The 13,641-nt window shown below is 41.3% G+C and carries 16 protein-coding genes; 2 read left to right on the top strand and 14 right to left on the bottom strand.

Annotated elements, in window-relative coordinates; genetic code table 11:
• Positions 1 to 2: 2 nt before the first annotated feature.
• Positions 3 to 992: a UDP-glucose 4-epimerase GalE gene (galE, locus tag IGI54_RS07935; protein ID WP_430620396.1), complete on the bottom strand. Its 990-nt coding sequence runs from the start codon at positions 990 to 992 to the stop codon at positions 3 to 5.
• A 147-nt stretch (positions 993 to 1,139) separates the two neighbouring features.
• Between galE and IGI54_RS07940 the strand changes: the two genes are divergently transcribed.
• On the top strand, positions 1,140 to 1,307 hold the full coding sequence (locus IGI54_RS07940; RefSeq protein ID WP_071860995.1) for a DUF3042 family protein: 168 nt from the start codon (positions 1,140 to 1,142) through the stop codon (positions 1,305 to 1,307).
• 195 nt (positions 1,308 to 1,502) lie between these two features.
• On the opposite strand, the gene IGI54_RS07945 is transcribed toward IGI54_RS07940, so the two are convergent.
• The 11 genes from IGI54_RS07945 to IGI54_RS07995 all read right to left on the bottom strand — a co-directional run bounded on the left by IGI54_RS07945 (position 1,503) and on the right by IGI54_RS07995 (position 11,332).
• Positions 1,503 to 3,275 carry an FAD/NAD(P)-binding protein gene (locus IGI54_RS07945; protein WP_430620397.1) on the bottom strand — a complete coding sequence of 591 codons (1,773 nt, stop codon included), beginning with the start codon at positions 3,273 to 3,275 and terminating at the stop codon, positions 1,503 to 1,505.
• A 127-nt stretch (positions 3,276 to 3,402) separates the two neighbouring features.
• Positions 3,403 to 4,212 (bottom strand): sugar-phosphatase, encoded by an 810-nt coding sequence (gene yidA, locus IGI54_RS07950; protein ID WP_071860993.1) that lies wholly within the window; start codon positions 4,210 to 4,212, stop codon positions 3,403 to 3,405.
• A 176-nt stretch (positions 4,213 to 4,388) separates the two neighbouring features.
• Positions 4,389 to 4,790: a rhodanese-like domain-containing protein gene (locus IGI54_RS07955; RefSeq protein ID WP_071860992.1), complete on the bottom strand. Its 402-nt coding sequence runs from the start codon at positions 4,788 to 4,790 to the stop codon at positions 4,389 to 4,391.
• 25 nt (positions 4,791 to 4,815) lie between these two features.
• Positions 4,816 to 5,772 (bottom strand): ROK family glucokinase, encoded by a 957-nt coding sequence (locus IGI54_RS07960; RefSeq protein ID WP_071860991.1) that lies wholly within the window; start codon positions 5,770 to 5,772, stop codon positions 4,816 to 4,818.
• 1 nt (position 5,773) lies between these two features.
• Positions 5,774 to 5,980, bottom strand: coding sequence for a YqgQ family protein (locus tag IGI54_RS07965; protein ID WP_071860990.1), 207 nt, complete (start codon positions 5,978 to 5,980; stop codon positions 5,774 to 5,776).
• A gap of 248 nt (positions 5,981 to 6,228) precedes the next feature.
• The gene (locus IGI54_RS07970; protein WP_071860989.1) at positions 6,229 to 6,897 is read right to left on the bottom strand and encodes a rhomboid family intramembrane serine protease; all 669 of its coding nucleotides are present in this window, start codon (positions 6,895 to 6,897) and stop codon (positions 6,229 to 6,231) included.
• A gap of 33 nt (positions 6,898 to 6,930) precedes the next feature.
• Entirely contained in the window at positions 6,931 to 7,467 is a 537-nt protein-coding gene (locus IGI54_RS07975; protein ID WP_071860988.1) for a 5-formyltetrahydrofolate cyclo-ligase, read from the bottom strand.
• A 55-nt stretch (positions 7,468 to 7,522) separates the two neighbouring features.
• Positions 7,523 to 8,518: a GDSL-type esterase/lipase family protein gene (locus tag IGI54_RS07980; RefSeq protein ID WP_430620398.1), complete on the bottom strand. Its 996-nt coding sequence runs from the start codon at positions 8,516 to 8,518 to the stop codon at positions 7,523 to 7,525.
• A 61-nt stretch (positions 8,519 to 8,579) separates the two neighbouring features.
• On the bottom strand, positions 8,580 to 9,560 hold the full coding sequence (locus IGI54_RS07985) for a FecCD family ABC transporter permease (RefSeq protein ID WP_311899999.1): 981 nt from the start codon (positions 9,558 to 9,560) through the stop codon (positions 8,580 to 8,582).
• Complete coding sequence (locus IGI54_RS07990) at positions 9,557 to 10,540, bottom strand: FecCD family ABC transporter permease (protein ID WP_071860985.1); 984 nt, start codon at positions 10,538 to 10,540, stop codon at positions 9,557 to 9,559. The genes IGI54_RS07985 and IGI54_RS07990 overlap by 4 nt, the downstream gene beginning before the upstream one ends.
• Before the next feature lie 3 nt (positions 10,541 to 10,543).
• On the bottom strand, positions 10,544 to 11,332 hold the full coding sequence (locus IGI54_RS07995; protein WP_311899995.1) for an ABC transporter ATP-binding protein: 789 nt from the start codon (positions 11,330 to 11,332) through the stop codon (positions 10,544 to 10,546).
• Positions 11,333 to 11,491: 159 nt separating this feature from the next.
• Between IGI54_RS07995 and IGI54_RS08000 the strand changes: the two genes are divergently transcribed.
• Entirely contained in the window at positions 11,492 to 12,418 is a 927-nt protein-coding gene (locus IGI54_RS08000) for an ABC transporter substrate-binding protein (protein ID WP_430620399.1), read from the top strand.
• A gap of 61 nt (positions 12,419 to 12,479) precedes the next feature.
• Here the strand turns inward: IGI54_RS08000 and IGI54_RS08005 are convergent, their stop codons facing one another.
• A complete protein-coding gene (locus IGI54_RS08005) occupies positions 12,480 to 13,211 on the bottom strand; it encodes a DUF6681 family protein (RefSeq protein WP_430620400.1) in 732 nt (243 codons plus the stop codon).
• Positions 13,211 to 13,594 (bottom strand): hypothetical protein, encoded by a 384-nt coding sequence (locus tag IGI54_RS08010; RefSeq protein ID WP_430620401.1) that lies wholly within the window; start codon positions 13,592 to 13,594, stop codon positions 13,211 to 13,213. Before IGI54_RS08010 ends, IGI54_RS08005 begins: the two co-directional genes overlap by 1 nt.
• Positions 13,595 to 13,641: the final 47 nt, after the last annotated feature.

The raw sequence follows: 13,641 nt of genomic DNA on the forward strand, positions 1-13,641 counted from the left end.
TCCTAGTCCTCATAGCCGTGGGGATGACTAACGTGCCAATTCCACGCGGTTTCAATAATCGCTTTTACATCAGTGTATTCCGGCTTCCAGCCTAATGTCTCTTTGACCTTGTCACTAGACGCCACTAAACGGCTAGGATCGCCGGCACGACGGGGGCCGATCTCCGCTGGAATATCTTTTCCAGTCACTTCTCTTGCCGCATCTAACATTTCTTTTACAGAATAACCGTTGTTTGATCCAAGATTAAAGAAATTACTTGGATTGCCGGCCTTCAAATATTCTAAGGCCAAGATATGGGCCACCGCTAAGTCTCCAACTTGAACGTAGTCACGGATACATGTGCCGTCTGGTGTGTCATAATCTTCACCAAAAATCGTCAAATGATCTCTTTGACCTAAGGCGACTTGTAAGATAATCGGGACTAAATGAGTCTCTGGATCATGATCTTCCCCAATACTAGCATCAGACTTGGCTCCTGCTACATTGAAGTAACGTAACGCAACATAGCGCATTCCGTAGGCGTTGTCACACCACTTCATCATTTTTTCCATCATTAACTTGCTTTCGCCATAAGGATTTTTCGGATTGGTTGGAACCTCTTCACTGATTGGAGAAACCCCAGGCTCACCGTAGGTCGCTGCGGTGGATGAAAAGACGATATTTTTCACGCCGAATTCTTCCATTACTTCCAGTAAAACTTCCATGCCGATCACATTGTTGTTGAAATATTTTAAGGGCTTTTCTACCGACTCGCCGACTAATGAGCTGGCCGCAAAATGAACAACACCTTCGATGGTTTCTTTTTTGAACACGCCCGCTAAAAATTCTTTGTCGCGACAATCGCCTTCATAAAACCGCGCCTTCGGATGAATCGCGCCACGGTGTCCCGTTAATAAATTATCTACCACTACTACATCATAATTTTGCGATACGAGCTTATCGACAGTATGAGAACCAACATAGCCGGCTCCTCCAAGAACTAAAATTGCCATTTGATCGACTCCAATCATTTTAATTTTATTTAGTAAACAAATTATAGTTTGTTTACTAAATAATTGCAAGGGCTTTTCCGTTCGTAAAACTTTCTATTTTTTTACTTTTGCTTCATAATGAAGGTATCAGGTAAAGGAGTGAGGATTATGCGTAAATTTGCTTCAGGATTTTTTACCGGTACATTAACGGCAGCTGCCGTCGTTGCTGGTGTGGTGATGGGCGTTAAAAAGAAAGTTATTGATCCCATCGAAGAAAAAGAATCAAAGATCGACGAAAATCGTAAAAAAGCTCGTCGGAAAAGAATCGCTCGATAAAAAAAGAAAGCCAAGGCTTTCTTTTTTTTTGTCACTTATGCTTTCGCAATTTGTATAGTTGGAGAGTGAAAAAATTTTTCTGCTTTAATAATGTTGGAACAGTTTAGCATAATGATATGCGTGATGAGGATCAAATTTATTTTTCGTGGGGTTCGAAAAATAAATTTCCTGATAGGAGGTAGCTTGCCTATTAGCTTATATAAATAAATTACTTGCAATCTGTTCTGCCAATTGAAAGACTCGGTCGTGACTTTTTGGCCGTGGTGAAGCTGCATTCAGCCAGTCTAATCCTTCAAGAGGAATGCCATAGCAAAAAACATGTGGCAAAACTTGTCCATTTTTATCGATTACTTGATGCGTCTCGCGTTTTACCTGCAGCGCTCCGGTCTCGTGGAACTCTCCGTCATAAAAAACACCGTGAGCTTTCAAATACCCCTTCTTACGCATTTGGATCAATAATTTATTTTTTGTTCGCTTAAGACTCGTTGCTGGCAAGCGGGCTTCAATCAAACAATTCGCTGAAAATTGCCGCTCCGGCAGCTGCTTACTATAAGCATGAAACTGCCCTTTCTCTTTCTCGACTTTCATATTAGGGGCTAAAAATTCAATGATTCCCGCTTCTGCTAACGCTAATAATTGCTTTTGACGGATCACCGGTGCACCAATCGTTAGAAAGCTATAATTGCGATTGAAGTTGCCGAAAAAATCTTCGAAATATTCTTTTGGCTTAAACTTTTCATGGTCCAGCATATAATTAAAAGGTTCTTGTAGTTCCTTATACGTATCCAAAGCAGCCGCGATTGCTCCGTTGCGATTGCCTTGCTCCGCTTCCGCAATATCATTGACAAGATAGGTTTTGATAAAGCTGGGAAAATCCTGTGGCGTTATATCCTTCGCGGGATCGAATAATTTTTTCCAATCGAATTGGTCCGCAACTGGAATTTGATACTTCGTTAACACTTTTTCCCGATCCTCCAACTGATAGTCTCGTAAAAAAGCCTCCCGAATTGGGCTATTTACTAATTGATGCTGGTAATAAACCAATTCCGCTTCCTTTTTTAATAAGTCAATTAGTTCTTCCGCACTCCCACCAAAAGCTTCCATAAATTTTTTTGTCAGAATTTTCGGTTCAGCGTCTTCTCCAGCATTTTTTTGATTTTTAGGTCTAGTGTGATAAGGCAAACCTCGGCCAGAACCGACGACTAAGGTATTTTCTTTGCCCGTTTTTTGATAAGTCAAGTGACCGTCTACTTCACTAAATGCCCCGCCCCACTTATCGACGAACAACCCAATATAATCATAAAAACTCAAACCTAACCCTCGCAAGATGACTGTCTCATTATTTTTTGTAACTTCTAGTGGCGTATCTGCTGGATTAATCGGGCCTTGATAGAAGAGCTTATGAGCGTTAGCGAATTGTTGATTTTCTTCTTCTGTGCTACTGAGAAAATTGCCACCATGACCAGTGGCTAAGATCAGATCCGTCACGACATATGGTTTACCAGCAGAAAGAATGATTTGATTAGTCTCTAACGTCAAATCATCGACATATTCCTTAATCAAAGAAACCGTTATGTAGGTAGGTAAATTTTTGACCAGTTCATGATAAAACCATTGCTGATAAACCCCATAATATCGCCGTTGACAATACTCATTTTTTCCTAAGTTCGTTTCGGCAAAGAGGTCCGAAGAGGCTGGAACCCCTATTGTGGTTAAATAATCTTTAGCATAGTTTCGACTCCACTCAGCTAGATTAGGTCCTTGGTCCTCTGCAAACACCGTCACGTGCTGCATGACCGTGTTCATGATCACTTGACTGCTTTGTTCGCTACGCCAGACTTCACCGCCAGGACCTAAGGGATCGAAAAGCAGGATATTTGTTTCTTCATCTGCCGGAGCTTGCTTGATCAGCCGCTCCAAAGCGATCAAGCCATAGGGACCGGCGCCAATAATCGCAATTTTTTTCATATATATTCTCCATTATTCTAAGATTCTGATAACTTCTTATCTTTATATTTAAGAGTAGAGAAAAATCGTGGAATATGCAATTATAAAAAAACTTCCGCAGCAAAAAAGCTAACGGAAGTTCAAATTTTTAAAGTACCCAGTTTTCAAACGCTTCTTTAACACCATCTTCTAAATTCGTAGCCACTGTATAATCAGCGGCAGCTTTGATTGTTTCACTCGCATTTCCCATTGCTACACCTGTACCGGCAAATTCGATCATCGAAAGATCATTTTCAGCATCGCCAATCGCCATAACTTCACTCTGCTGGATGCCTAAATGCTCGCTTAATTCCTTCAATGCCAAACCTTTACTAGTATTTGGATTCAATACTTCAATGAAAAACGGTGTACTGCGGACGATGGTATATTTCTCAAAAAACTCAGCTGGAATTTTTTTGAAAGCTTCACTTAAAAGCTCCGGATCATCGATCATCATCATCTTAGTCGGTAACACTTCTTTCGCGATTTCTTCTGGTGTCCGATAATGCAGCGGCAAATTCACCAAATAAGATTCCAAAATAGTATAAGGACTAATATCACGATTGGCTGTATACATCGCCTCTTTGTCCGCAACGTGTAAATGAACGTCCAGCAAACGTGCCAAATGATCGATCTCCAAATAATTTTCCCGGGTTAAGCCATGTTCAGCAATGATTTCCCACGTATTTGTGTTTAGTACAAGAGCGCCATTATAGGTAATGATATAATCGTCCAGCTGATTCAACCCTAGTGTCTCTAGTTGTGCCTTTGTTCCAGATAAGGGCCGTCCGGTAGAAAGAACCACATAGACGCCCTGCTTACGCGCTTCTTTGATACAATCAACGACCGGTTGATTGATTTCATGATGATCATTTAACAATGTTCCATCTAAATCGATGGCGACTAGTTTTATACTCATACTTACCTCCAAAAAAAGTTCTCAACGTCCATCATAAAGGGAATCTAGTGTCCCGTCAATCGAACATCGCTGTCTGTCTGCTAAAAAAAAACAGAAACTATGACAAAAGTCTCTTGTCACAGTTTCTGTTTGTGAATAAACGTCGTTCCAGAAGTAGCTTCTGTCACAGCTTCGATTTAATCGACTTTTTTCTGTTTGATTTTACCTGTCCAGTCTTGCATGCCGCCTTTAAGAATGAACAAGTTTTGGTAGCCGTTTTTCCGCAATAAATTAGCGGCACGGGCACTGATCGTTTTGTTTTGATCATAGATATAGATTGGTTGATCTTTACGTAAAGACCCCATTGATTCTTTTAACATGCTGTAAGGGAAGCTGCGAGCACCTAAAATGTGTTTTGCGTTGAATTCATCTCGTTCACGAACATCGATAATTTGTGCTTTACGCATTCCTGCTTGAAATTCTTCCTGTGAGATAACTTTTGCTGAACGTTTCATCATGATCCGCACATACAACTCATATAGAGCATACAAAGCGATTAATGAAATCAGAACAATATTTATTTTCCACCAAATTGACATCTGTTAGATTCCTCTCTTACCTTTTCTATTTTGCTAGTGAAGCAGCGCCAATGACGCCAGCTTCATTGCCTAATTCTGCAAGTTTGATTTTTGTACTTTCACGAACTTGTGGGAACGTAAATTCTTTGAAATACGTTTCGATCCGACTACGTAAAAATTCACCCGCCGCTGACACTCCGCCACCGATTACGATTGTTGAAGGGTTCAGTGTGTTTCCAAGATTCCCGCAAGCCAGACCTAAATAGAAAGTCACTTTGTCCACGACCATCAAGGCCAAATCGTCATTTTCTTTTTCAGCTAGTTCAAACACATCTTTACTAGTGATATCTTCGCCATTATCTAAGCGTGCCTTCAAAATTGAGCCGCCTGCGTATTCTTCCGCTAGCTGACGTGCCACCCGTACAACACCCGTCGCGCTGGCAACAGTCTCAAGACAGCCGCGTTTCCCACAAGTACACTCAAAGCCGTTAGGGTCCACCGTCACATGACCAATTTCACCCGCACAGCCAGCAACACCATGAAGTAATTCGCCATTCATGACAATCCCGCCGCCAACACCAGTTCCTAAGGTCATGAAGACGACGTCCGGTTCATTCTCACCAGCGCCCATCCAGCGTTCACCTAAAGCCGCCACATTCGCGTCATTGTCGATCGTAAATTTAATCTTCGTTCCTGCTTCGATTTCCTTTTTAACCTGCTGCAAGGTCGTCCAATTTAAATTGTACGCACCGATCACAGTCCCAGCTTCAATATCGACACTCCCAGGCGTACCCATTCCAATACCGATAAATTGTTCCGGTGTCATATTATACAAAGATAAATGATGATTGATCGAATCAATAATATCCGGTACGATGTGGGACCCATCATCCAAAATATTTGTTTCAATGCTCCATTTTTGTTGGATCTCACCAGACTCAGTTAAAATTGCAAATTTTACTGTTGTACCGCCTAGGTCAATTCCTAATAATTTTTTATCCATCCTAGTCACCTTCTCGACTTTCTTCAATGTGATGCTCTCGTCTTAAAATATGCCAGCCCTGCAGATAGGTATCGCGATCGATCACACGTCCCTCGTACAAATTCTTCAACTCAATTTGCATCAATTCGATGTCATAAATACGCTTTCCCACATAGACATAAATGCCAAATTGCTTCAGCAGCTGCTGTACATCATACAAACTTTCCATTAAACCACATCCTCAGTATTATACAGAAAAAATTGATTTTTTTATAGCCCAATCGCGATTTCCTTTTAAAACTTTTATTTCATTATCCGTCAGGTACTGAACATTCCTTATCTTATAACAAAATCAGATTGCATGAAACATTATTTTGCTGATTATCAAAGGAGTCCGTGATAAAAGCGGCTACTGCGACATCCTTTCTTCAGACGAAGGAGCTGTGACAATCTTTTCGTCACAGCTCCTAGTATAAATTAAAGGTACAAGCCAAATTTTCTTAAGCCGAAGAAAACCATCAGTACGAGGGCAAAAATGAAAACCAGCCCTGCAGTGACTCGCGCCCGCACTGTAAATCGTTCTTGACCAAATGGAACTGCTAACGTCCAACCTGCTAAAGCACCACCGATCAGACCGCCTAAATGCCCCCAAATATCAATGGTAGAATCAAACACACCAAAAACTAAATTCATTAAGATGAACAAAGCAAATTGCCGTGTCAATGCTTGGATCGCACCGTTATCCCGATAATGGAGCCCGACCACTAGAAAGGCTCCGAATAAACCAAAGATTGCCGTGCTGGCTCCTCCTGATAAAGTCGTCGGCTGATTAAAAGCAAAACTGGCGAAATTCCCCATGATACCGCCAAGTAAATAAATTACACCAAAACGCCAATGACCAAAGATTGCTTCACATTGCTGACCCATGTAGTAAAGCACGACACTGTTCAAGGCAAAGTGCATCAACCCGAAATGAATGAACATCGGTGTAATAAAACGCCAATATTGATGCTGTAAAATCACAGCTGGCGAGAACATCCCTAATTGATTTTCAATTCCTAAACTAGGCAATACATATTGCAGCACGAAAACCACCGTATTGATGGCAAAAAAAGCATAGGTCACATAAGGCTTGTCTTTTCTCATTTGATACCTCTCTCATCTTTAATAGATTCTTTTCTAAGCAAGAAATAATTGCTGAATCGGTTGATCAAAGGGTTCAATCGCCCACTCTTCTACCAATTGTTCCTTGAAAACTAAACTAGCTGTTTTCCCTTGATAACTCGCCAAATAGCGATCATAATAGCCACCACCAAAACCGATACGATAGCCTGCGTGATTATAGATTAACCCGGGAACGATCAAAAGATCAAGTTCCTTCGAGACAGCAATATTTTCAATAGCTGGTTCTTCCACGCCAAACTTCGTCGTGTAAAAAGGGGTCTCCGGGTCGATCCAATGAAAAACCATTTCACCTTTTGGTAACGATTTAGGCACCGCGACTTTTTTTCCAGCTGTTAATGCCGCTTGAATCAATTCAGATGTTGGAAATTCAAAATCGGTTGCCATAGTTACTCCGATGCTCTTTGCTTCCTTCCAAAAAGAGCTTTGATAAAATTCATTCAAAATACTATTCACCTGCGTTTGTCGCTCGTCACTATTGACTAACGCTGTTAGACGCTTAATTGCAAGCTGACGTAATTTCTTTTTCTCCATTCCTTCACCTTCTTATCAGAAATACTAACAAAATCCACCCAAAATAAAAAGAGGATTACTCCCCTTTAACAAAATCACTAGAAATTTGACGTGCAATCGTCAAACCAGCCGCGGCATTAAAATGTAAATGATCGCCACTATCGAAGACCGGCTTTAATCGTCCTTGATCCTCCACCATGGCGGCAAAATCCCACAGCTCCGTATATTCATTTCGCAGCCAATGATTAATTTTTTGTCGCAAGCATTCTTTTTCTTCATCCATTCCCGGATACCCTAAACAAGGTGTTAGAGTACACAATTGATAGCCGATGTTTTGATCCTGACAAACAGTGATCAATTCCTTAATCTTCACTTGAAAATGTTCTAACGTCAGCTGACCTTCGACCAAATCGTTGGCGCCAAAAAATAAAATCACCTTACTAACGTTACTATGACTTTTCAGACAATGTCTTAAGCGTGTCAAGCCGTCAAAGCCGTAGAAATAGTCAGCTGACTTAGAGGCTGGCTGGTCACTACTGGCATGAAGCAAACAGCTGCCATTGATCCCTTGATTGACTAAAAAAAGCGATTGTTTTCGCAGCTGACGTTGCATTGGCGTAGTCCAAGTAGCCCCTTCGGTCAACGAATCGCCTAAAGCGATCATACACTTTCCATCAATTTCAGCTTCGATCGCCGCTAAGCCAGAGCAAAAATCGCCAGCTTGAGTATTCGGAAAAAAATCCGCATCATTAAAGGCAAAGCCACTTTCACATGGATCTGCTTGAAAGGAAAGTTGCCATTTTTTGGCCGATGGATCAATCGCAATTGCCGCCGTTTTAAAAACTTCCGCTGGCTGGATAGAAAAATCGGAAAAACGGTGTGTCTGATCCTTTGTGTTAAAGGAAAAATTTTGGATGTGTTGAATTTTTTCACCATACTCATTCGCAAAAACGAAACGAATTTTTCTTACTGGCACAATTTTCCGCATCGTTAATTGGATTGTTCCGCTTGTTGAAGAAGCATAGCGCGCAATCCCCCGCTGCCCATGACTCCAAATCGTTGTCCAAACCATTGGCTTTCCCCCTATTCATCCTAATGAACCTATGGTACCGCTAAAAAATTAGAATAATCTCCTAACTCTTTTTCAATAACTGTAAGATAAAATACGGCGCACCGATCAATGAGACGATGATCCCTGCCGCCATTTCGCCGCTAGGTAAAATTACTCGAGCCAAAATATCACTGAATAACAATAAAATACCGCCGATTAGAGCCGTCATCACCAACGTCTGATTGTTCTTTTTCCCTGTGAACTGGCGTGCGATGTGCGGTGCAATCAATCCGACAAAACTGATACTGCCGGCGATTGAAACGCTAGCTGCCGCTAAACAAACCGCACAAATCAATATAAATAATTGCGTGCGTTTCAACCTCACTCCTAAACCAACAGCTATCTCATCCCCCAGCTCCAACACTTCTAACGCACGACCGCGCAATAAGACGGCCGGAATCAAACAGATGAGCCAAGGCAATAATAGAAAGACATGTTGCCACGTTGTTCCCCAAATCGTCCCGGCAAGCCAAGCCGTCACAAATTGGTAATTATCCTTTGACACACGAATCGTCGCGATCAATGTCAAGGCCGAGATACCTGCATTGACTGCCACGCCGGCTAGTAATAAACGATTCGGCGTGATCCGCTCTGCTTGACGGCCAAAATAATAAACTAAACAAGTCGCCCCACAACTACCGACACACGCGATCAATGGTAAGTACCAACTGTTTTCTCCGCGAGCGAAGAAACCTAAATAGATCAATACTGTTAGTCCGGCGCCGGCGTTGATGCCGAGAATTCCTGGATCAGCCAAATCATTGTGAGTAACGGTTTGGAACAAATAACCTGACACAGCTAATCCTGCTCCTGCCAACAATGAGACGAGTAGTCGGGGAAAGCGAAAATTAAAGACAATCAATTCTTTACTGGCACTAGCATTTTGTTGGAAAACATCCATTAGATCTCTGAGCGAAAGTGGAATCGTTCCTACCGTCAAGCTCAACGTAATCCCAATTATAAGTAAGAAAAGCAAGCTGAACCAGCCGATTTTTTTTCTCATAAGCTTCCCTTCCTAATTTGTAAAAGTAAAAATGGTACACCAATAATGGTAATAATAACTCCAGCTGGTGTTTCCAAAGGTGGCGCTATCAAGCGAGATGCAATATCAGCCACCGAAAAGAACAAGGCGCCAAAAAGACCCGAAGCCGGAATCACATAACGATAATCATGCCCAACAAAAAAACGAACCACATGAGGAACAATCAATCCGACAAAACCAATCGTCCCAACTAAGGCTACCGAGGTGCCCGCCAAAAGCAAGACAAACAGCATGCTCCATTGACGAATCCGGTTTGGTTTTTTCCCTAATGCAATCGCCGTTTCATCTCCCAAGCTCAACAACGTCACCTGAGGACTAATTAAACAAGCTCCTAAAATACCAACTAAAATCAATGGAAAAACGGTTTGTAACTGTTCCATTGAAACATTCCCGGTGCCCCCGATAAACCAAAAAGTGATATTTTGATTCAAATTGAAGATCAAGCTGATACTTTGACTAATAGATGCAAAGAAGGCGCTTAACGCCGCCCCCAGCAAAACAATTCGAACGGGTGAGAGCCCAAATGAAACTCTAGTCGAAACGAGATAGATCAAAAGGATTGCAACTAGCGCACCTAATAAAGAACCAATTATCCCAGCCGTTGGTGAAGGATTGCCATTCAGCGCAAAAACTAAGGCCAATCCTAAACCAGCACCCGAATTGATCCCTAATAGTCCGGAATCCGCGATTGGATTCGACGTGATTCCTTGCATCAATGCTCCAGAAATCGCAAAGCCAGCACCGACAAGCACTGCACTAAACATTCGCGGAACCCGCAAGTAGCGAACTAACTGCTCTCCTTGGTTACTAGGATCAAACTGCAACAACGCCTGCGTAACATCTGACCATTTACTGGTCACCGCACCATAGCGTAAAGAAAAGAGCATCGCAATGAAAAGCAAAACAATCACAAACACGAAAAAAATTCTCCGTTTTCTCATCTCTTAATGCTCCTTCACTAAATCATAAGCCATGACAATTGGCTTATCACTATTCGGCAGCGTCGCAAAAGTCGCTTGGATATCAAAAAGATTCAATAGTTTCTCCGCGGTAAAAATTTCTTTTGGCGGGCCTTGGAAAATTAGCTCACCTTGCTTCATTCCTAATAAATAATCAGAAAAGCGTGAAGCGTGATTCAAATCATGGATCGTCATCAAGATCGTCTTGCCTTGTCGATTGATTGCTTGTAATAATTCCAAAATTTCTAATTGATGGGCCGGATCTAAAAAAGTGATTGGCTCATCCAAAATCAAAATATCCGTGTCTTGCGCCAAAGCCATCGCGATCCAAACCCGTTGTTGCTGCCCGCCTGACAAGGTAGCCAACGTCCGATCTTGCAGCTTCGTTAAGTTTGTCGCCTCCAACGCCCAGCGAATCAGCTGATGGTCCGGCTCTTTCAAGCCAGAAAAACCTTTTTGATACGGATAACGACCATAAGCGACAATTTCCGCCACAGTCAATCCATTGACTGGTGAACTGCCCTGCGACAAAGAAGCAATTTTTTGTGCAACAGCTTTTGTATCTAAGCGCTGTACATTTTCGCCATCAATTAACACTTCACCTTTTGCGGGTTCAAGGATACGCGCCAAGGCCTTTAGAAAAGTAGACTTACCGCTGCCATTTGGTCCAATCAAGCTAGTAATTTTTCCAGCAGGGATCTCCACCGTTATATCATTCACAACTATTTTTTTTTCGTAGCCGATTGAAAGATCAGTCGTATTTAATTTGGTCATTGACCTTCCTCATTTCTTTGATAATCGTTCTCAATTATGACGCTCTTTTTCATCAACGTCAACTGTCTATGAGAGAAAAATCATTGTTGACACCTTCACATCTTTCGGTAATAATAGCAATTGAGAATATTTCTCAATTAAACTTGAAGGAGTTTTTTTATGTTCAAAAAAATTATTTTAGGCACCGCTTCAATGTTGGCATTATTCAGCTTGGCTGCTTGTGGGCAAAGCAGTGCAAGTAACGATACAAATAAAGATGTGCGGACCTTGACCGACGCGCAAGATCACAAAGTCGAGATCCCCCAAAAGCCAAAACGGATCATCGCTTCCTATTTAGAGGATTATTTAGTTGCCCTAGATGAAAAGCCCGTGGCTCAATGGACTGTCGGCGAAGGCAAAATTCAACACTATTTGCAAGCTGAATTAAAAGGCGTTCCAACAATCAATTATGACCTACCTTACGAAGACATGTTAAAATTTGAACCGGATCTATTACTAATTGGTTCGAACGGCACACTTGAAGGCGGAAAGTATAAAGAATACGAAAAAATTGCTCCGACTTATGTTGTTAAAAACGGTGAAAACGTGACTTGGCGTGACCAACTAGAAGACATTGGTAAGGTTTTTGGCAAAGAAGATCAAGCAAAAAAAGTTGAAAAAGATTACGACCAATTAGTCGATCAAACTAAAAAAGAATATAAAGACAAGATAGATGGCAAATCTGCCGTTGTTTTATGGGTAACTAATAACTCAGCCTTTATGGTAGCGGACAATCGTTCTAGCGGCCAGTTGCTTTACCACGAACTAGGTTTCGAAGTACCGCAGTTAACTAAAGACATCAGCAAAAAAGCAACCGCTGACTTCTCACAAGTCTCATTAGAAAGTCTGTCACAGCTTGATGCGGATTACATTTTCTTAGTTAATAGCGACACTGGTGCTGCTATGTTTAAAGATCCACTATGGAGCAATATTCCAGCTGTGAAAAACAATCATCTATTTGAATTTGATAATCAATCAAGCTGGCTATACAACGGACCAATCGCCTATACCAAAATGGTCGAAAATATCCGTGACGTCTTAAAATAATAAAAATGCCGATCTGATTGGAGACTTCGCTTGTTTGGCGAAATCCCCAATCAGTCGGCATTTATTTTTTACTGCGGCGACTTCGGGTGGTCACCTCTTCTGTTTTGACCAAAAATTTTAATCGATAAGGCTCGTGATAACGAACCCCCTCTTTAACAAAATCACCGCCAACAATAAACAATCCAATTGGCTTCAATGCTTCTTTTGACTGAATTGTTCCAATGGTTTCTAACTCGCGATAATTTTTTCCAATTTGCAACTGATAGTGCTGAGGAGCGATTTGCTTCACATAGTAATAAGGGTACAATGTATTTTCCTCAATCAAAAAACCTTCCTCTTGAGTCAAATCTCGTGTCGTTAGTTCTCCTCCAGTAATCAATTCTTGAATGTCTTCCGCCAACTTTAACTGATAATCTTCTATGAAATCCACAGTAACTTCCTCGGCTTGCTCAAAGACTTTTTTTGCCTTTTTAGGCTGTTCATTTTGAATATTAAAAGCATCATCTGGCAAGTATTTGACAAATAATTGGGTGACATCCGCCTTTAAATTTTTGTCCAAAAAATAATAAAAGAAATTCAAAACAAAGAAATAGACCAATATCAGAAAAACCAAACTGTAAATGGCTAGTTGCAAATAATTATGGTTTAGCCACAGCCCATAAACAATTCGCAAAATATACACCGTCGGAAGAATACTCAAAAGCGTATAAGCACGATTTGAATATTTGGGACTAATATCTAAAAAGCCTAAAAATTTATTCAATCCATTAATAATATCTAAAAGTAAGGTCATTAATCATCACTCGTTTCTGGCACAGCAGCTGGTGCCTCTGCTGGTTGCTGTTGCGTTGGTTCGGTTTGCGAAGCTTCTGTCGATGATGAAGCCATTGATGAAGAAATCTCGCTAGTGGCCGGACTGTTTTCGCCTTGACTAGTTTCTGCTGAATGTTCTTCTATCGTATTAGGTGCCTGTTGGATAGTAGAACTTGTTTCAGGAGTCGTCGTTGTCTGATTCTCCGAAGAACTGGCAGTTGGTTCTTGTGTGGTCGATTCAGTGGTTGGCGTTGCTTTCGTCTGACGGTAACTGGAATTATTTAAAATCCCTGTCGTTGTCGCAATCAAAATGGATAATGTCAGCAAAGCAATTGGTTTTAAAATCGGTGGAACTTTACGCATCTGAACCTTCCTTTCTATTCTAATTCTATTTAATAACTAGTTTTACC

The sequence above is a fragment of the Enterococcus sp. DIV0800 genome, assembly GCF_050559735.1.
GTDB lineage: Bacteria > Bacillota > Bacilli > Lactobacillales > Enterococcaceae > Enterococcus_A > Enterococcus_A devriesei.